The 19,047-nt window shown below is 67.1% G+C and carries 18 protein-coding genes; 5 read left to right on the top strand and 13 right to left on the bottom strand.

The genetic code is table 11. The annotated features are described in order from the left end of the window. Genes BUR94_RS10210 through BUR94_RS10195 form a run of 4 tightly spaced genes read left to right on the top strand, consistent with a single transcriptional unit; the run spans position 1 to position 3,420 of the window. Positions 1–1,026, top strand: coding sequence for a glycosyltransferase family 2 protein (locus BUR94_RS10210; protein ID WP_175570453.1), 1,026 nt, complete (start codon positions 1–3; stop codon positions 1,024–1,026). Beyond that, the gene (locus tag BUR94_RS10205; protein WP_084192984.1) at positions 1,023–2,108 is read left to right on the top strand and encodes an acyl-CoA dehydrogenase family protein; all 1,086 of its coding nucleotides are present in this window, start codon (positions 1,023–1,025) and stop codon (positions 2,106–2,108) included. Before BUR94_RS10210 ends, BUR94_RS10205 begins: the two co-directional genes overlap by 4 nt. Next, positions 2,105–2,833 carry a PIG-L deacetylase family protein gene (locus BUR94_RS10200; protein WP_074256140.1) on the top strand — a complete coding sequence of 243 codons (729 nt, stop codon included), beginning with the start codon at positions 2,105–2,107 and terminating at the stop codon, positions 2,831–2,833. Before BUR94_RS10205 ends, BUR94_RS10200 begins: the two co-directional genes overlap by 4 nt. Beyond that, positions 2,830–3,420 (top strand): class I SAM-dependent DNA methyltransferase, encoded by a 591-nt coding sequence (locus BUR94_RS10195; RefSeq protein WP_074256139.1) that lies wholly within the window; start codon positions 2,830–2,832, stop codon positions 3,418–3,420. The genes BUR94_RS10200 and BUR94_RS10195 overlap by 4 nt, the downstream gene beginning before the upstream one ends. On the opposite strand, the gene BUR94_RS10190 is transcribed toward BUR94_RS10195, so the two are convergent. From BUR94_RS10190 to BUR94_RS10145, 10 genes are all read right to left on the bottom strand, one after another. Continuing rightward, a complete protein-coding gene (locus tag BUR94_RS10190; RefSeq protein ID WP_217694046.1) occupies positions 3,387–4,205 on the bottom strand; it encodes a Crp/Fnr family transcriptional regulator in 819 nt (272 codons plus the stop codon). The two genes, BUR94_RS10195 and BUR94_RS10190, sit on opposite strands and share 34 nt — an antisense overlap. A gap of 55 nt (positions 4,206–4,260) precedes the next feature. Next, complete coding sequence (locus BUR94_RS10185; protein WP_074256138.1) at positions 4,261–4,788, bottom strand: DUF421 domain-containing protein; 528 nt, start codon at positions 4,786–4,788, stop codon at positions 4,261–4,263. Between the two features lie 110 nt (positions 4,789–4,898). Further along, complete coding sequence (locus BUR94_RS10180) at positions 4,899–5,936, bottom strand: c-type cytochrome (protein ID WP_074256137.1); 1,038 nt, start codon at positions 5,934–5,936, stop codon at positions 4,899–4,901. Next, entirely contained in the window at positions 5,933–6,511 is a 579-nt protein-coding gene (locus BUR94_RS10175; protein WP_245794428.1) for a cytochrome c oxidase assembly protein, read from the bottom strand. Before BUR94_RS10175 ends, BUR94_RS10180 begins: the two co-directional genes overlap by 4 nt. Continuing rightward, complete coding sequence (locus BUR94_RS20910; protein ID WP_074256136.1) at positions 6,508–6,903, bottom strand: hypothetical protein; 396 nt, start codon at positions 6,901–6,903, stop codon at positions 6,508–6,510. The genes BUR94_RS10175 and BUR94_RS20910 overlap by 4 nt, the downstream gene beginning before the upstream one ends. Continuing rightward, positions 6,900–9,464 (bottom strand): cytochrome c oxidase subunit I, encoded by a 2,565-nt coding sequence (gene ctaD / locus BUR94_RS10165; RefSeq protein ID WP_074256135.1) that lies wholly within the window; start codon positions 9,462–9,464, stop codon positions 6,900–6,902. The genes BUR94_RS20910 and ctaD overlap by 4 nt, the downstream gene beginning before the upstream one ends. After that, positions 9,461–10,456 carry a cytochrome c oxidase subunit II gene (locus BUR94_RS10160; RefSeq protein WP_245794426.1) on the bottom strand — a complete coding sequence of 332 codons (996 nt, stop codon included), beginning with the start codon at positions 10,454–10,456 and terminating at the stop codon, positions 9,461–9,463. The genes ctaD and BUR94_RS10160 overlap by 4 nt, the downstream gene beginning before the upstream one ends. A gap of 13 nt (positions 10,457–10,469) precedes the next feature. Further along, the gene (locus BUR94_RS10155; RefSeq protein ID WP_074256134.1) at positions 10,470–11,882 is read right to left on the bottom strand and encodes an APC family permease; all 1,413 of its coding nucleotides are present in this window, start codon (positions 11,880–11,882) and stop codon (positions 10,470–10,472) included. Between the two features lie 129 nt (positions 11,883–12,011). Further along, complete coding sequence (locus BUR94_RS10150; protein WP_074256133.1) at positions 12,012–12,623, bottom strand: DedA family protein; 612 nt, start codon at positions 12,621–12,623, stop codon at positions 12,012–12,014. Position 12,624: 1 nt separating this feature from the next. Next, positions 12,625–15,084: a membrane-bound PQQ-dependent dehydrogenase, glucose/quinate/shikimate family gene (locus BUR94_RS10145; protein ID WP_074256132.1), complete on the bottom strand. Its 2,460-nt coding sequence runs from the start codon at positions 15,082–15,084 to the stop codon at positions 12,625–12,627. Positions 15,085–15,471: 387 nt separating this feature from the next. Between BUR94_RS10145 and BUR94_RS21115 the strand changes: the two genes are divergently transcribed. Then, positions 15,472–15,933, top strand: a complete 462-nt coding sequence (locus tag BUR94_RS21115; RefSeq protein WP_074256131.1) for a sensor histidine kinase — start codon at positions 15,472–15,474, stop codon at positions 15,931–15,933. 383 nt (positions 15,934–16,316) lie between these two features. Here BUR94_RS21115 and BUR94_RS10135 read toward each other — a convergent pair whose 3' ends face one another. The 3 genes from BUR94_RS10135 to BUR94_RS10125 form a co-directional block, all read right to left on the bottom strand. After that, complete coding sequence (locus BUR94_RS10135) at positions 16,317–17,141, bottom strand: lipocalin-like domain-containing protein (protein ID WP_139301258.1); 825 nt, start codon at positions 17,139–17,141, stop codon at positions 16,317–16,319. Between the two features lie 41 nt (positions 17,142–17,182). Further along, positions 17,183–18,148 carry an alpha/beta hydrolase gene (locus BUR94_RS10130; protein ID WP_074256129.1) on the bottom strand — a complete coding sequence of 322 codons (966 nt, stop codon included), beginning with the start codon at positions 18,146–18,148 and terminating at the stop codon, positions 17,183–17,185. 80 nt (positions 18,149–18,228) lie between these two features. Then, the gene (locus tag BUR94_RS10125; RefSeq protein WP_074256128.1) at positions 18,229–19,047 is read right to left on the bottom strand and encodes an SDR family NAD(P)-dependent oxidoreductase; all 819 of its coding nucleotides are present in this window, start codon (positions 19,045–19,047) and stop codon (positions 18,229–18,231) included.

Here is a 19,047-nt window from a genome sequence, read left to right as displayed (position 1 = left end):
GTGCGTGACGTTTACCGACGGGAGTTCGGGCCGCAGGGTGGCTGGCCGCTGGTCATCACCGTTCCGGCCCGTAACGAGGAGGAGCGGCTGCCTGGCTGCCTCGATGCGGCCGCGCGGTCGCTTCGGGGGCGTGGCGCCATCGTTGTGGCGGTCAACGGCTCGCAGGACGCGACCCGCGCCGTCGCCGAGGACTGGTTCCGGCGCTCCGGCCTGTCCGGCGCGGTGCTCGACGAGCCGAACCCGCCGGAAGCCGGTGGAGTCGGCCGGGCGCGGAGGGTGGCGATTGCATCCTGCGCGGCCCGCCTGGCGCCCGATGCGGTGATTATGACGACCGATGCCGACACCTGCGTGGCCGGGGACTGGGTGGACGCCAACCTGGCCGAACTCGAGCGCGCGGACCTCGTTTGCGGCACCGTGTTGCCCGACCCGGAGGAGGCGGCCCGCCTGCCTTCGGTGATCGGGCGCAATGGCGCGCCGGAGGGCGAATACATGGCCCTGACCCTCGCCGTCCGACACCTGCTCGACCCGGTGCCGCACGACCCGGCGCCGACCCATATCAGCCCGGCCGGAGCCAGCCTGGCCTTCCGGATGGCGCTTTACGACGCGCTGGGCGGCTTCGAGGAGCGGACCGTGGGCGAGGACCGCGCGTTTGCGGCCCTCGCCGAGGCTCGCGACTGGCGGGTGCGCCACTCGTCCCGTGCCCAGGTCACCACCTCCTGCCGGCTTTCGGGCCGCACGGAGGGGGGCATGGCCGGGGCCCTGCGCGCCCGGATCCTGGAGGCTGACCCGCTGGTGGATGAGGTGCTGGAGCCCGCCGCCACCACGATCCTGCGCGCGCGTATGCGCGGCACCCTGCGCCGCCGGTGGATCGGCCCGGGCTTCGGCGCGGCCTGGGCGGTGCTGGAGGCCGGCACAGCGGAGCTGCGGCGCGAGCGGATGCGTCTGTCGCGACTGCGCCTCGAACTCCCGCTGCTGCAGCGTGAACTCGCGCGCCTCGCGCCGACCCGGTCGCAGGTGCCGGCATGAGGACCGCCGCGCCGGACACCCGCGCCTGCGACACGGAGGGATCCGTGCTGGCGGAGATTGCCGCCCATGCCGGCGAGGCCGACACCGGGGCGAGCGACCTGTCGGCCGACATGGCCCTGCTTGTCCGGCACGGCCTGCTCGACAGGCTGGTGAGCACCGCCGCAGACCCTCGGGACAGCGTCACCCTTCTGCGCCGCATCGGCCGGGCCAGCCTGTCGGTCGGCCGATTGGCGGAGGGCCACATGAACGCGCTGCGGCTGGTCCAGCTCTATGGGTCCGACAGCCAGCGCCGACGCGTTTGGGCCGCCGCGCGCGCAGGCATGATCCATGGCGTCTGGGGAGCGGACGGCAGCCCTGGTGTGAGCTTGGCCATGCGCATCGGGCGCAGGGGGCGGCTTGCGGGGCAAAAGCGCTTCTGTTCGGGCTTGGGTGTCGTGGGAGCCGTGGTGCTGACCGCCCGCACCGATGAGGGGACGCAGCTTGTACTGGCGAACTCCGGCGACCCGCACCGCGCCGATGCCTCCTGCTGGCAGGTCAGCGGCATGCGCGCCACCGCCTCGGGCAGCTACGATTTCGACGGGGTGGAGGCGGAGACCCTGGGCGCACCGGGAGACTACGAGCGTGAGCCGCATTTTCAGGGCGGGGTCTGGCGGTATGCCGCGCTGCATGTGGGCGGGCTTGAGGCCCTGGCCGAGGCGGTGCGCGCCGGGGTTGCCGACCGGGGTGATGCGGCCAGCGAGGCCCAGCTGCACCGGGTGGCCCGGATCGCGACGCTGGCGCACGGCGCGCGCCTGCTGGTCGAGGATGCCGCCCGGCAGGTCGAGGCACCGGGGGCAGGGGAGGCTGCCGTGGCCCTGAGCCTCGCTGTCCGCGAGGCCGTGGAACAAGCCTGCCTCGACGGGATCGCCATCGCGGATCGGGCGCTGGGCACGCGCGCCTTTGCCGAACCGAGCCTGCCGGACCGCGTGCGCCGCGACCTCTCTTTCTTCCTCCGCCAAGCCGACCTCGACGGCAAGCTCACTCAGGTGGGACGGAGCCTCTGCTCCGCCGACCGTCCGGTGGGTGAGGGCTGGGGCTCATGAGCCCGGCATTCACCCCCGTGGTGTCCGCCGCCGCCGCCGCGCCGCCGATCCGCTTGGGTGAGCTGACCGGGACCGGCGATGTGCTGATGCTCGCACCGCACCCCGACGACGAAACGCTTGCTGCCGGTGCCGCTCTGGCGGCGACCTGGCGCAGCGGGCGGCGCGCGCATGTGGCGGTGGTCACCGACGGCAGCCGCTCGCACCCGAACTCCGCGCGCTACCCCGCCGCCGCCCTTGCAGCCCTGCGCCGCCGCGAGGTGACCCGCGCGGTGCGCCTGCTTTCGGGCAACAACGCCCGACCGATCTGGCTGGGCTACCCCGACCTCGCCGCGCCCGAAGACCCCGCAGCCTTTGCCGCGGTGGCGGCCCGCCTGGGCCGCATCCTGCCGGATGTCAGCGCGATCTGGTCCACCTGGTGGGGCGACCCGCATCCCGATCACCAGCGGACCTGGGCCCTGGCCTGCTACCTGGCCGCGCGGCAACCGGGTTGCCGACTCTATGCCTGCCCGGTCTGGGGGCGGGTGCAGGGGCCCGCCGCGGCGGCGCGCTTCTCCGGGCTGCGCCGGTTTCGCTCCGCGCCCCTGCGAGCACTGAAAGCCCGTGCCGTTGCCGCGCATGCCTCGCAGATGACACCGCTGATCGACGACGACCCGACCGGCTTTACCATGGCGCCCGAACTCGCCGCGCATTTCGTCGATACCGACGAAATCTTCATTCCCGCATGACCCGCGACGCTGCCTCCTTCGAACGACTCTACGTGGAGCAGGGAGATCCCTGGAACTACGAGACAAGCGCCTACGAGGCAGAGAAATATCGGCGCTGCCTGGCGCTCCTGCCTCGCACCAGCTACGGAGCGGCGCTGGAGGTGGGTTGTTCGATCGGCGTGATGAGTGCGCTGATCGCCGCGCGCTGCGACAGCCTGCTGGGGATCGACTTTGCCCCCGCCGCCGTCGCGCGCGCCCGGCAACGGGGGATCGCCAACGCGCGTTTCGAGACGGGGACGATCCCGCGCGACTGGCCGCCGGGCTCCTGGGACCTCATCGTGCTCTCCGAGGTGCTCTACTACCTCTCGCGCCCCGCATTCGAGCAGACGGTCTCCTGCGTGCTGAACGCACTCGCGCCAGGCGGGGCCTGCCTTGTCGCGGGCTACGCCGGGGATACCGAGACCCAGCTTGGCGCGTCTGAGACACAGGCAGAACTCCTCGAGGCCCTCGCCGCAACGCGACCCGATCATCTGATCCAGCGGGACTCGACCTCGCACTGGAGCGCGGCGGCATTTCAGTGTGGCGCGCCGCCGTCAGGTGGCAGATAGAGATAGCCCGGATCGAAGTTAGCGAGCTTCTGCAGGGCGGGACGGTCGTGAATTTGCGCCACGCCGTCGCGCACTGTGCTGAGCCCGGCGTCACGCAGATCCCTGGCAACCCGACTGACATGCACGTTGGAGATGCCGCAGATCTCCGACAGGTCCGAGTGGAGCAGGGGCAACGGCACGTTGCCTTGGTCTACCAGGCCGCAGGCGCTCAGTCGCGTCTCCATCTCGCAGAGAAAGTCCGCCATTGCCGCCATCGCCCGCAAGGTGCCTCCGCGGTAGATCCAATGACGATGGATCGAAGCATCGATCATCGTGAGCTTCCAGAGCGTTCGGGCATGCTCGGGATCAGCTGCGATGATCTCTTCGAGCGCGTCATGCGGAAACAGGGCAATCCTGGCCTGCGTCAGGGTGGCGACGTCGTGATCGAGGTGCTTGAGCGGCAGCGCGTGAAGATCGACGAAGTCTCCCGGCACCTGGATGGACACCATCTGACGGTTGGGCTGGGGCCCTCGATTGCTCACGACATAGCGCACCATCAACCCCTCGAGCAGAAGAGCGCTGTGGCGCAGCCTTTCGCCCGCCCTGGAGAACGTCGTGCGTGGTTCCAGGGTCCGTATCTCGGTGCAGGCTCGATCCAGGCGCTCCCACAAGGCAGGGCTGATGTGGCGCGACATGCCGCATCGGTAGCGTGCGTCCAGGGCCACAGGCGTCGGGACATCTTCCGAGATGTCCGCACCGTCTGCCATCTCCAGGTGGTCAACTGGTAACTGTTCCTCACTGGTCATTGCATTGCTCCTTTGCCGCCCTTCCTCGCGGCCTTGGTTGCTGGGTTCATCGGGCTTATTTCGCGACGTCCGAGAGCAGTCCTCGCGGAGGGTCGCCTTCATCCGTAGCGGGTATGACGGAGAGCTGTCCGTTCGTTTCCATCACGATCCATGCCGCGAACTGCCGGCCCCGAAGGCCGGCCCTGCGCATGGCGGCGCTCAACTCGTCCTCGGTCACGCGCTCCATGGCCATCTCTCGGGGAAGGAACCGGCCGTTCTCCAGCAGCACCCGGGGCTGCGGCTTGACCAGACGCGCAAACCGGCGCGAGCGCAGCGCGGCCCAGGTCGTGAGCCACTGAAGCGCCGCCAGCGCGGAGACGGCCACGAGTGCATCCAGCATCGAGACGTTTCTCAGCAGAATGCCCGAGGCCATGATCGAGCCGATGGCCACGGTGATGATCCAGTCGAAGTTGTTCATGTTGCCCGTGGTCCGCTTCCCGCTGATGCGGGTCAGCGCCACCACATAGACATAGAAAACCAGGCAGGATGCAGCGATGTGCAGCAGCCGGTCCGGTTCGGATAGCCATGTTTGTGCGGGTTCCATGCGGGTTCAACGTGAATCACGATGCTGTGTTCCCTTGGGACGGCGAGGACGTGTGGCTCTGGGTCATCCGGGCGGGCGAGGGCGGAACGGGATCAACGGGAGGAGCCCGGCTAGTTCGCGGAAACCTGATCCAGTGACGAGAACCAGTCGGCGAGGGCCTCGATATCGCCATCGGTGAGCGCGCGCGCGGATTTGCGCATCAGTTCCGCCCGTGGCCCGCCGTCGCGTTTTCCATCCCGCCAAAGCCGCAGCTGGATCGCGATGTAGTCCCGTGACTGGCCCGCAATGGCCGGGGCAGGGGCGGCGCCGGACTGGCGACCGGGGCCGTGACAAGCGATGCAAGCCGGCACCGAGGCGGTCCCCCGCGTGGCAAGCTCCATGCCGGGCTCGTCCGAGCCGGGCGGGAGGGACGCAGAGGGGCGCTCCGCCGCGCCGAACTCGCGGCCCAGATCGGCAATGTCCTCGTCATCCAGACGCGAGACGACCTCCTGCATCATCCCGCTGGGCCGTCTGCCTGCGCTGTAGTGAGACAGGGCAGCCACGATCTCGTCGCTGGTCAGGATGTCGAGGCGTGGCACGAAGCTGTTGGTGCTTCGCCCGCCCTCGCCGTGGCACGCGGTGCAGCCGCTCCGGCCAAGCCGCGCGCCGGTCAGGGCACGCTGGTCCTCCGGTGTCATGCCCTTCACCGCTTCGAGATAGGCGACGACCGACCAGATCTCGTCGTCATGGCCGTCGGCGGGCCACCCGGGCATGCCTGTCATCTTCACGCCTTCGCGCACGATCCAGAACATGTGACGGGGCTCCCACGCCTGCACCGCCTCGGAGATGTGCGGAGGTTGCGGGTTCAACGAGAGGGCGGTGGCGCTCCGCGGGATGCCGGGCACGGCGTGACAGAAGGCGCAGGCCGACTGGTAGTGCAGGGCGCCCAGGGCAATACGGTCGGGGGCGGCAAGATCGTCCGGCACCGCCTCTTCCCCCGGGGCGCGCAGGCGGACGGACTGCTTGAAGGTGGTATGCATCACCGCTCCCACTCCCGGCCAGTGCCCCTGCCGCGCGGAGGTGTTGTAGAGCCCGAAGCCGACCACGGTCGCTCCGGCGAGAAGGCCGAGCGCGGCAAGGGCGGCGAGGAGCTTAAGGGCGGTTCTCATGCGGTGGCCTTTCCGAGGTCGAGGGCGCGGGCGGTCAGCGCGAGGCCCGCGACGAGATAGACCGGCGTGCCGATCCCGAGCATCAGCAGGCCGCCGAGCTGCTGGGCGTCGAGGTCGGGAGCACGGCCGCAGATTTCGGCGTAGAGATCGCGAGGGGCCAGCAGGATCAGTGCGCCGAGCAGGGTCATGTGCATCGAGGTCAGCAGCAACCCGCCGGCGCCGGCCAGGGGGCTGCCGCCGCGGAGCGCCCCGGCCCAGACCAGCAACCCGGCCAGAAGGAAGCTGCCCTGCTCGGCCACCAGCGCAAGCCCGCCGGCATCGGCCAGTCCGTGCAGGCCCGGCAGGTGCCAGCCCCAGACCACGACGAATTCGGCCACCGCCCCGGCCAGCGGAGAGAAGGCGAAGGGTGCAGACAGGCGCGGGAAGCCGATCACCAGCAGGGGTGTCACCACCGCCACCAGCCCCATGTGGCGCAGCATGTGGTGCGGAAAATCGGCTCCGAGCCAGGGGCCGAGCGGCACGAGCCAGAGCGCCGCCAACAGGCCAAGGCCCGCGTATCCCGCCACCCGGCTCACCGGCAGCTCCCGATCAGCAGGGCGGGCAGGGCCACGTAGGCGACGCCGATGAAGGAGATGATCGAGAGCAGAAACGCCGCGTGACCAAGAAACTGGTGACGGTCCTCGCTGCTTCCGGCGTCGTTCTCCCATTCCCTGTCGTTCAGCAGGTCCCACTGCCTCCAGGAGCGCCAGCCGAGCCAGGCGATGGCCGCCAGCGCGACGAGTGTACCGAAGCCGATGCCCAGCCGCAGCATCTCGACCGAGCCGCCCTTGGCGCAGACGATTGCCGTGGCACAGTAGCTGAGGGTGAAATGCAGCGCCCAGATCGCCGGGCAGAAGGTGATCCGCCAGAGGCTGTGAAATTCCGCGCGGAACTCGCGTCTCTCCTGCCGCTGCTCGACGTCGCTCATGACAGCACCATCGGCGCGAGCCCCAGGACCGCGCTCACCACGAGGGCCTTCAGCGCGATGAAGTGCCAGAAGAGAGTGACGTTGCGCAGGTCGGCGTCGTACTTGGGCGTGAGCTTGCCGAAGAAGGATCCGGCGAGGCAGTAGCCTTGCATGACCACCCCCGCGCCGACATGCGCGACCAGCCAGACCATGAGGGCCCAGAGCATGGCCGGGTAGACATGAGAGGTGGGCGAGAGGTCGGCCACCGCGAGCCAGGCGGCACCGGCTCCTCCCGCGGCGGCGCAGATCGCCAAGGCGATCGACCCGCGTGCCACGCCCTGACGGCCGCGCACGTTGGTCTCTCTTGCCGTGACGATGGCGGCCCAGGCAAGCACCAAGAGCGCTGCGGTGAGCGCCGCCCACAGGCCCTCGGGGTGCGCCGCATCGGGCGGCGGAAAGTCGGGCCGGGCCGTCCAGTAGAAGAAATAGCCGAAGACCAGCGAGGCAAAGGCGGTGGCATCGCCGAGCATGGTGATCCAGATGGCCCACCAGCCCACCGCGTTCGGGCCCGACGCATAGGTCGGCAGGCGTAGCCCCAGCCCCGCCTCGCGCATGTCGTTCTTCGGCGGGCGGGCGGTGGCGGTCCAGAGCCACCACAGCACGCAGACGATGGCGAAGGCACCGCAGACGATGGCAGGGGTATAGATATGAAACGTCGGAAAGATGAAGGCTCCGCCCGTGAAGACTGCAGCAAGGATCGTGACCCAGGCCGGGCCGGTGACTTCCTGCACGTAGAGCGGCTTGCCGTCGATCACCGAGGTAACGATAGTCTCGCGCTTCCGGTCCGGCGCATCGGGCAGGTAGAACCGTCCCGCGTCCATCCGCTCCACCAGCTTCGGCTGGTCCCAGAGCGGGTAGCGCGAGGTGATATGCGGGATTGAGCGAACGCCCCAGGCTTCCTCGGGCACGTCGTGGGAAAACTCCAGCGTTCCTGCGCCCCACGGGTTGCGCGGGATCTGCGGCTGGCGGTGCTTGGGGCGCAGCAGGTCGTAGAGGAACACCGCGAAGCCGGCCGCGACGATGAAGGCACCGACCGAGGAGATCAGGTTGAGCCAGCCCCAGCCGGAGCTTTCGGGGTAGGTGAAGATCCGGCGCGGCATTCCCATCAGCCCGGTCATGTGCATCGGCAGGAAGGTCACGTTGAAGCCCGTGAAGACCAGCCAGAAGGACCAGCGCCCCAGCCTTTCGGAGAGCAGCTTCTTGCGGAAGAACGGGAAGAAGTAATAGACGCCCGCGATCACCGGAAACACCATGCCTCCGAAGAGCGTGTAGTGCAGATGGGCGACGATGAAGTAGGTGTCATGCACCTGCCAGTTGAAGGGCACCAGCGCCAGCATCACCCCGGTCAGCCCGCCCGCCACGAAGATCGCCAGGGCGCCGGCGATCCACAGCATCGGGAGGCTCATCCTGACCCGGCCTACCATCAGCGTGGCGACGAAGGCGAAGAGCTGGATGCCGGTAGGGATCACCACGGCTTCGGAAGCCGCCGAGAAGAACGCGAGCGACATCTGCGGCAGCCCGGTGGTGAACATGTGGTGCACCCACAGCCCGAAGGACAGGAAGCCGGTGCCGACGGCCGAAAGCACGATCCAGGAGTAGCCCACCATCGGCCGTCGCGCGACGGTGGGCACGATCATTGCCGCGATGGCGATGGAGGGGAGGAAGACGATGTAGACTTCCGGGTGCCCGAAGATCCAGAACAGGTGCTGCCAGAGAACCGGGTCGCCTCCGCGGGTGGGGTCGAAGAAGGGCCAGTCGAAGCTGCGCTCGAGCTCGAAGAGGAAATCGCCCGCGATCAGCGGCGGGAAGGCAAAGAGGATCATGCCGCCCACGACCAGCACGTACCAGGCATAGAGCGGCATGATGTTCACCCGCATCCCCGGCGGGCGGCACTTGAGCGCGCCGACGATCAGCTCCACGGCTGCGGCGATGGAGGCGACCTCGATGAAGCTGAGACCCAGCAGCCAGACATCCGGCCCGATGCCCTCTTCCTTGGTTGCCAGCGGCGGATACATGAACCAGCCGGCCTTGGGACCGGCATCGAACAGCAGCGACCCCAGCACGAAGATGCCGCCGATCAGGAAGCACCAGTAACCATAGGCCGAGAGCCGCGGAAACGGCATGTCGCGCGCGCCTAGAAAGGCGGGCAGCAGCAGGATCGAGATGGCCTCGAACATCGGCACGGCGAAGAGAAACATCATCGCCGAGCCATGCATGGTGAAGAACTGGTTGAAGCGGTCGGCGTCGAGGAACTGGCTGTCGGGAAAGGCGAGCTGCACCCGGATTGCCAGCGCCAGCAGCCCGGCAGTCAACATGAAGGCGAAGGCGGTGAGCGCATACCAGACGCCGACTTCGGTGTTGTTCACCGCCGACCAGTAGCGCCAGCCTTCCGGCGTCTTCCACGCCTCGCGCAGCTCGGCCTTGCCGCGCTCCTGCTCGTCCTGCGGGACGGGCTCCGAGAGCATTTCCTCCGTCGGCGGAAAGGGGCCCTCGGGGGCGGGCATCCGTTCGGGTACGCTCATTCCAGTCCCTCCAGGTAGGCGGCCAGGGCGGCGATGTCCTCGGGCGGCAGAAAATCGTAGGTCGGCATGCGTACCTCGGGTTTCAGGCTCTCGGTGTGGCCGAGCCAGCGGGTGAAATCCTCCGCCGTCGGGCCGAGTATGCCCGCGCCCAGAGACACCCGGCTGCCCACATGCGTGAGGTCAGGCCCGACCTGCCCGATTGCATCGGTGCCTCGGATCGCATGGCACGCGCCGCAGCCCTCGCGGGCGAAGACCTCCGCGCCGCGCCGGGCTTCGAGGCCGGATGGCGCCGAGGCGTCGGCAGCTTCGGCCTGCAACCACGCCGCGAAGGCTGCGGGGTCCATGGCCACCACCTCGAAGGCCATCAGGGCATGGGAGGCACCGCAGAACTCGGCGCATTGGCCGCGGAACGTGCCGGCTTTCTCGGGCCTGAGCGACATGAATGTTTCGCGCCCCGGGATCATGTCTGTCTTGCCGCCGAGCGCGGGCACCCAGAAGGAATGGATCACGTTGTGCGCGTTCAGCCGCAACCCGGTGCGTCGCCCGACTGGCAGGCGCAGCTCGTTGGCGGAGGTCACGATGGTGCCGTCCTCCAGCAGGTAGTCCACCCGCCACCACCACTGCTCGGCAGTGATCCGCACCTCCAGCCCGGCCTCACCCTCTCGCTGCGGGCTCATCAGCGGCAGTGAATAGATCAGCAGCCCACCCAGCAGAACCACGGGAAAGAGCACGCCGCCTCCCACGATCAGGGTCTCGCCCATCCGTCGAGACATGGCGCGCGGATTGATCCTCGTGACATAGATGAAGAGGGCGGCGACGAGCAGCCAGAGCACCACCGCACCGATGAAAAGCACCACGGCAAGATCGTAGAGCGCCAGGGCATCGGTGCCCGACGGGTCCAGCACCGATTGCCGCCCTTCGCAGCCCGACAGCAGAACGACGCCGACGACCGTCAGCGCCCTGCCTGCGGATGCCCTCCCGGCACAGATCAAGGACACGGCTCCGTCATTGCGCCAGCTCGTTCATGTCGGCATCGTCCCCGCCGGGCTCCTGGCCCTTCGACTTCATCCAGGCGACCGTTCCCGCCCAGAGCACCACGCCGATGCCCAGCAGGATGCCCGCGATCAGGTATTGCACCGGGTCGCGCCCCGTCCACGGCCCCACGAAGAAGGCGCAACTCGCGGCGCCGAGCCAGGGCAGGCCGAGGGGCGCGGTGAAATGGTCGTGGTCGACCTTGTCGGAGCGCAGCACCAGCACCGCCACGTTGACCACGGCGAAGACCGCGAGCAGCAGCAGCGCGGTGGTGCCGCCGAGCTCGGGGACGGCGCCGACGAAGACGATCAGCCCGGCGGCCAGGGCGGTGGTGAAGAGAATGGCGATCCAGGGCGTGCGCCGGTTGGGCAGCACGCGGCCCAGCACCGAGGGCAGCACGTTTTCTTCCGCCATGCCATAGAGCAGGCGGGAGGCCATGAGCATGTTGATCAGCGCCGAGTTCGCCACCGCACACATGGTGATGACCCCGAAGACCGAGAGCGGAAACCACGGCGCGCCCGCCTCGACGACCTTCAGCAGCGGGGTGGCGCCCTGGCTCAGGTCCTCCACCTCGACCAGAGCGATCGCGGTGACGGAGACCAGCAGGTAGATCACGCCGGTGATCAGCAGCCCCGCGAGCAGCACCTTTGGGAAGATCCGGCTGGGCTTCTTGGATTCCTCGGCCATGTTCACCGAGTCCTCGAACCCCACCATGGCGAAGAAGGCGAGCGTGGTGGCGGCGATCACCGGCCAGAAGAGGCCACCCTCCTCTTCGGCCGCACTGAAATCGACCGCGCGGGAAAAGTCGCCCTCTCCTCCGGCCAGCGCCCAGGCACCGATCAGAATGATGATGACGAGCCCGCTCAGCTCGATGCAGGTGAAGACCACGTTCATCTTCACGCTTTCGCCCACCCCGCGCAGGTTGACCGCAGCAAGCAGGGCGATGAAGGCGAGGCTGACGGCTGTGACCCCGAAGGCCCCGCTCCCCAGCCCGGTGCTCTCGCCGAAGTTCTCGGCGAAGGCGCGCGAGGCGGTGGAGGCCGAGGTGATGCCGGAGGACATGACCGCGAAGGCCACCAGGAAGGTCAGAAAGTGAACGCCGAAGGCCTTGTGGGTGTAGAGTGCCGCGCCCGCCGCCTTGGGGTACTTGGTGACCAGCTCCAGGTAGGAGCAGGCGGTGACGGTGGCGAGCAGGAAGGCCACCAGAAAGGGCAGCCAGACGATGCCGCCCACCTCGGCGGCCACCTCTCCTGTCAGGGCATATATGCCGGTGCCAAGCACGTCGCCGACGATAAAGAGCAGAAGCAGCCCCGGCCCCATCACCCGTTTGAGCTTGGTGTCCTCCGGTTCGCCCGAAGTGTTGGCCGGGGATGTCGCGTCCGTCATGGAAGACTCCGTCAGGGGGCGTTGTCGCGTCGGCAATCGGCGTGCGGGGGGTGGGCGGGCTGGTTCCGTCTCCGACCCTCTCGTTTCTTCACGAACGTATGAGCAGGCGCGCAGTTCCCTGGCGCGGCGTCATTCCGCCGGGCGGCGCTGTCCCTTTCCGCGCAGCAGCCGTACCATGTAGAGCAGCGCCACCCCTGCGAAGAGCAGGGTGGTGAACGGGTCGAGCCAGCCGGAGACCTTGTCGTACTGGCTGCCGAGGGCGTACCCCAGCGCGGTCAGCCCGCTGACCCAGATCAGCGTGCCCGCCGCCGACAGGGCGAGAAACCGCCAGGGCGACATCCGCGCAAAGCCTGCGGGCACCGAGATGAGCGTGCGCACGGCAGGCAGCATCCGCCCCGCGAAGACCGCGAGCCCCTCGTGGCGCTCGAACCGGCGCTCCGCCTTTTCCATGCCTTCCCGGTCCACGGTGAACCAGTGGCCGTAGCGCTCGACCAGATCGTGAAAGCGGGCCTGGTCCAGGCTCCGGGCGGCGAGATACCACAGGGAGGTGCCGGCCAGCGAGCCGATGGAACCCGAGATCACCACCAGCACCGGATCGAGCTTGCCCTGCTGCACCAGGTAGCCGCCCAGCGGCATGATCAGCTCGGAGGGGATGGGCGGAAAGATGTTCTCCACCAGCATCAGCAGCGCGATGCCGAAATACCCGCCCTGTTCGACCATGCCGGTCAGCCAGTCGAACATCTCAGCCCCCGATGCCGGGCAGCTTGTAGGCGATGACGTGGTCGCCCACCTTGGTCTCCATGAAGTGGTGCCCGCCCGGGGCGATCACCACGTATTGCTCGCCGTCCACCTCGTAGGTCATCGGAGTGGTCTGGCCACCCGCGGGCAGCGTCGTCTCCCACAGCACCTCGCCGGTCTCGATGTCGATGGCGCGGAAGAGGTCATCGGTCGTGGCGGCGATGAACACCAGCCCACCTGCAGTGATCAACGGTCCGCCGTTGTTGGGTGTGCCAATCCGCAGCGGCAGCATGGACGGAATGCCGAAGGGGCCGTTGTTGCGCGCCGTGCCGATGGGCTGATCCCACAGGGTTTCGCCGGTGGCCAGGTCGATGGCCCGGATGCCGCCGTAGGGCGGCTCCTTGCAGAGCAGGCCGGTCGGCAGGCGCCAGCCCGCGTTGACGTTGATCGCGTAGGGCGAACCCGATTGCGGATCGCCCGCGCCCTCCGCGGCGGGCGGGTTGCCGCCCTCGCTGATCGGGCGCAGCCCCAGTTCGTCGGCCCGTTCGCGGGGGATCAGCTGGTTGAAGTTGGGCATGTCGTTGTAGTTGGCAATGATGATGCCGCGCTCGGTGTCCACCGCGATGGAGCCCCAGTCGGAACCGCCGTTGTAGCCCGGATACTGGATCCAGGGCCGATCGGCCGAGGGCGGCTCGTATTCGCCCCGGTAGTTGGCCCGGCGAAACTGGATGCGGCACCAGAGCTGGTCGAGCGGGCTCATGCCCCACATGTCCTTTTCGGTCAGCGGCGGCTGGTTCAGCGCGGCATAGCCCGAGTAGGGCTGGGTCGGCGAAAGGTTCTCCGGCTCCACGCCGCCGGTGGGCACCTCGCGCTCCTCGACGGGGTGTAGCGGTTCGCCGGTGGCCCGGTCGAGCACATAGATCTGGCCCTGCTTGGAGGGCAGGATGATGGCGGGCGTGGTGCCGCCCTCGCCGGGAAAGTCCACCAGGCTGGGCTGCGAGCCGAGGTCGTAATCCCACACGTCGTAATGCACGGTCTGAAAGCTCCAGGCGACCTCGCCGCTGTTCACGTCGAGCGCCACCAGCGCGGTGCTGTACGCGTTCTCCTCCTCCGAGCGGTTGCCGCCATAGTAGTCGACCGACGAGTTGCCCATCGGCAGGTAGACCAGCCCCAGCTCCTCGTCGCCGGCGGCAATGGTCCACATGTTGGGCGTGCCGCGGGTGTAGACCTCGCCTTCGGGGGGCTGCCCGGTTTCGCCGGGGCGGCCCATGTCCCAGGCCCAGAGAAAGGCGCCCGTGACGGCATCGTAGCCGCGGATCACGCCGGAGGGCGCATCCTCGGCCTGTCCGTCCTTGACCTGCGCACCCACCACCAGAACGCCCTGCACCACGGTGGGCGGGGAGCTGACGGCATACCAGCCGGGCACGGTGTCGCCGATGCCCTCGTTCAGGTCGACGATGCCCTCGCGCCCGAACTCCGGGCAGAGCTGGCCGGTCTCGGCGTCGACGGCGAGCATCCGGGCATCCAGAGTGGCCTCGATGACGCGGGTGGCGCACAGCTCGTCCTCTGCCGCTTCGGGCGCCTCGTAGTACACCACGCTGCGGCAGGTTGCGCCGTAGGGGATGGCATCATCCGAGACGCCGGGATCATAGCGCCATTCTTCCTTGCCGGTCTTTGCGTCGAGCGCGATGAGGATGTTCTTGGCGGTGCAGAGGTAGAGGCTGTCACCCACCTTCAACGGGGTGTTCTCGGGGGAGTAGGGGGCACCTTCGTTGGGCATGTCGCCGGTGCGGATGCGCCAGGCTTCCTCCAGCTGGGCCACGTTGTCCTTGGTGATTTGCGAGAGAGGGGAGTAGCGGGTGGCGCTGTAGGTGCCACCGTAGGCGGGCCAGTCCTCGCCGACGGAGAGCTGCACCTCGGGTCCGCGCGCCGCAACGGGGGCGGGCTCTTCAGCTGGCTCCCGTTCGGTGCTTCGAGCCTCGGCGTCGGCGTCGGCGTCGGCGTCGGCGTCGGCGTCGGCGTCGGCTTCGGTTGCAGCCTGATCGGCGGGCGGCACTTCGGACTCGGGTGCACTCTCCTGCGCCTCGGACGGGGCTCCGGTGAGGGTGAGCGAGAGGCCGAGCAGAGCGGCCGCGAGGGCGGCACCGCCCCGGCGGGCCGAGATCCGCACGGCCCGGAGGTAGGGCAGGGAGAAGGCCAGAAAAATTAGCAGGACGGTCGGCGCGACGACGCGGGGCACGAGCGGCCAGAGATCGACCCCGACTTCCCAGACCGCCCAGATGCAGGTTCCGATCCATACCAGGAGGTACATCCAGAAGCCGCCGATGTTGCCGCTGAAGAGGAGCAGGCCCGACAACACCATCCCGGCACCGGCGACTGCGTAGTAGCCAGAGCCTCCGAGGCTCAGAAGCCAAATCCCGCCCGCGCATATGCCAATCCCCAGGAGACCGATGACCACGGCCATCAGCAGGGTCCACGCCCGCCCCAATTTGTGTGTGGAAACAGGGTTCGACGGGCCGTTGGCCTGCGGGGGCATAGGGTCACCTCGCTGGGATCTTGAAGTGTTACTGTCCGTGATGAAACGGGTGGGGCGCGGCATGGTTCCGTTCCGCGGTGCCTCGGGGCGGGGGTGCCCTGTGCGCAGGTCGGCGCTTGAGGATGCGATCTGCAGCCGTTGTCGGACCATTCGGCCATGGATATCCGGTGCCGGAGTCCTCAAGTTGCTTGCCCATTCGCGACAATTCGGCCAGTTCAGATGGAAACGTGCAGAGTTGCGACAGTTGCCCCTGATGAGTGCCTCACAAGGATCTTGTGGATATGAGCAGGCACCTTCGCGGAAACTGCCTCAGGTTTGCGCGTAACTGCGTTCAACGGCGCTTTGGAGCGTATAAGTGAACTGCGAAGATACCGGCAAATCTTGGCGGATCTTGACCTGCGTCACCCGGTCAGCTGCGATCCGGACCGGATCGGTCAGGTTGTATCCAACCTCCTATCGAACGCGATCACGCACGGAACCCCCGGTTCACCGGTGCGGATAAGCGCTGGCAGCCAGTCGGATTTCACTTTCGTCGAAGTGGAGAACGAGGGACAGGCAATCGACAGAGAGGCTCAGCAGGTGTTGTTCTCGCCCTTCCGTCGGGCAAATGACCGGAGCAAAGGTCTTGGTCTCGGACTTCATATCGCGTCTTCGATCGCGAAGGTTCATGGTGGGCCAGTTGACCGTTGTCAGCGAGGGGCAGACGACCAGTTTCAGGCTCGAGGTGCCCAAGGTTGGCGATCAACAGAACATTGTGAACGCCCGAGTATGATATGAGAGACCGAGTTTTACACCGGCGTGTATTGATCAGACCCAACTATGCAAGTAGCGGGCAAATTCTAGCTCAACTGCAACCTCGACGCGACCACTTCGAGACATGATGATTGAAACGCTGGGTGCCCGACAACTTCGACGCTGCGCTTCCACTGGCGGCTTGCCCCGGTGCCATCGCTCGTCAAGAACGGCCCCGACCGGACTTTGACCACCACAACCGACGCCGCGACGCAGCTTCCCCGAAGCAGACGTTGGCAGCCACATGCAGCAATTCGAGGAACTGGATGGTGGCCGTGCGGACGAAGTTGTCGTTTGGCGACTGACCGGACACCCGACGTTCTTCCGAGTTCACGGGAGCCTCCGCAGTTTAATTGCACCAAGGACTTCTACTTCGCAAACAAGAGGATCAACCCGGGAAAAGCCACGGCCACCTCGAAGCTGACCTCACCGAGTTCGCCAGTGCCCTGGAACACGATCTTGCCGTCGGCGTCCTGAACGAACACAAGCGGGTAGCGGGTATACCCGTGGTCGGCATTGGCCACGAGATCGAAGACGAGGATCGTGTAGTCGTCATAGGCCTGGCGGATCCAGAACCAGTGGTTCCAGATCATCAGCGGCGGTACCGTGCCCCATTGATGATCGTGATAGCCGAACCCCGAGATGTCCCGGGTCTCGCCCTTGGCCGTCAACTGCCCGTGGACGCGTCCGCGCGGCACGGCGCAAAGCCAGGTGAAGTAATCCTTGTCGTTCTCGCCGAACCCGATGTAGCCCGTTCCCGGTCGCCAGGGTGAGCTCATGCTTTCAAGGGTCAGTCTTGCGCCCAGCCCGTTCACCGGGCTGATCTCGATTTCGTACCGTTTGAGGTCACCGGCAACGGAATGGGGGCCCATGCGTATGTCGCAGCCTTCGGTGCTGAACGTGATTTCACCGTCATCCGGTTCCAGGTTCTCGTGCAGGTATTCCCCCGAGTGAAGCGTCACCCCGATCTGCACATAGGGCTTCATGGGCTGATCCGGGTTCGCCGCATCCTTGTCATGGAAGATGATGACGACCGCGCTGCCGTCATCGAGCAGCATGTCGAAATACCACCATTCGAACGCGCCAGGGCGGCCGTCATCGCGGCGGGCGTCTTCCCATGGTTCAATCCGATCCGGGTTTACGCCGAACTTCTCGTAGTCCGTCGGGCTGTTCATCAATCTGGTCTGGGTCATGATCATGGGCTCCTTTCTCAACAGGGATGTGCGCAGAGGTGTCAGGTGGCGTATGCGTCGTAGAAATCCGCATAGCTGTCGTAGGTGAAACGCTGGCCCCTTTGGCCGATGGGCGTGTCTGCCGCGACGATCTCGAACCCGTGGAAACAGCCCTCGAAGGCCTCGAACCGGGTGTCGATCCCGGCGGCCTTCAGCGCCTCGATGTAGGTGACGGTTTCCGGGTAGAAGGGTTCGATCGTGCCGACGAAGCTGATGGTCGGCGGAAAGCCGGAGTAGTCCTGGTTGCGCGCCGGGGCGGCATGGGCGGGGATGTCCTGGCCGCGCGCGCGCAAGTCACGCAGGTATTGCTGCCAGCCGAACCGGTTGGTGCGGCTGTCCCAGGTGCCGCCCAGGATCTCGCGCGCGGGGTCGTCGGGCTGGGTGTCGTCTATCATTGGATAGATCGGCATCTGGAAGGCGATCTTCACGTCGCCTGTATCGCGCGCCTTCAGCGTGACGGCGGCGGTCAACCCGCCACCCGCGCTGTGACCGGCGACGATGATGCGGTCCGGATTGATGCCAAGCTGTTGGGCGTTGTCGCGCACCCAGAGCAATGTGTCATAGCAGTCGTCGAAGGCAGCCGGATACGGGGCTTCAAGGGCCAGACGGTAATCCGGTGCGATGACGACGCAGGGGCGCGTTTCGATGAAGCGGCGGATTTCATTGGCCGCCTGCTCGGGGATACCACTGATGTAACCGCCGCCGTGGATGTAGAGCATGGCTGGCAGGTCGCCGTCGTGGTCGGAAGGGCGGTAGATGCGGGTGCGGATCCTGGTTGTGCCATCGTGGCCGGGAACGAGGATTTCGCCACACACCAACCCGTCGATGTCGCGGCCCCGGTAGGTGCGTTTCACCAGGGCGTTGAGGGCCGAGACCAGGACCCTGTTGCCGAACACGAGCCGGAGGGCGCTCAGCGTCCGGAAACGGCTGCGCAGATCGCCGTGCACCATGTCTTTGGTGACGATCATAGTATCGCTCCTTGCGTTGCGGGTGTGCCAAACCGCGCGTGCCGAAAGCGGGGTACCCGAGGCGAATGCCCCCGCAGGTCTCAGGATCGGCCGAAGGCCTGGTTGGCCAGCCACTTGGAATCGTACTTCTGATCGCCTTCGAAATGCGGGGCGTATCGGTCGAAGGCTCGGTCGATCTCGGCGGCATTCTCGGCGGCATAATCCTTGGCCCAGGGATGCGAAACGATGTGGAATTCTCCGTTCTCGATCTGCGGCCAGATGATGTTAACGAAGTCGTCCGTTGGCATGCCGATGCTGGTCATCTCGGGACTGCCGCCCAGTTCCGACTGGACGATTCCGGGATAGATCACGCCAACCTGCAGATGTTCGGGCAGTTCGAGGCGCAAAGCCTCGCTGATCGCGCGAACTGCGTGTTTCGAGGCAGAATAGCCCCCCATCATCGGGCCAGGCACGTAAAGCCCGGTCTCGGAACTGACGTTCAGGATCATCGCCGGCGTGCCCTGCGCGATCATGCGGTTGCCGAAGGCCCAGATGCCATTGAGCATCCCGAAGATGTTCACGTCGAAGACGCGCCGGTAGGCATCCGGCGTCGCATCGACCACAGCGGCCGGCGCGCCGGCGATGCCCGCGTTGTTGACCAGTACGTCGACCTGCCCGAACACTTCCCATGCGAAATCGGCCAATGCCCGCATGTCACCCAGATCCGAGACGTCGCAGACCTTGTAGCGCGCCTCCACACCCCGGGAGTTCAGCTCGGCCACGGCCTCTTGCAGCCGCTCTTCGCGGCGGGCGGCGATGACCACCCTGGCCCCTTCAGCGCCAAAGCGGTCGGCCATGGCCTTGCCAATGCCGGTTGCTCCGCCGGTGATGACGACAACCTTGTTCTTGAAGTCTTTCAT

Source organism: Vannielia litorea (genome assembly GCF_900142295.1).
Classification (GTDB): Bacteria; Pseudomonadota; Alphaproteobacteria; order Rhodobacterales; family Rhodobacteraceae; genus Vannielia; species Vannielia litorea.
This window is presented reverse-complemented; position numbering and strand designations above follow the sequence as displayed.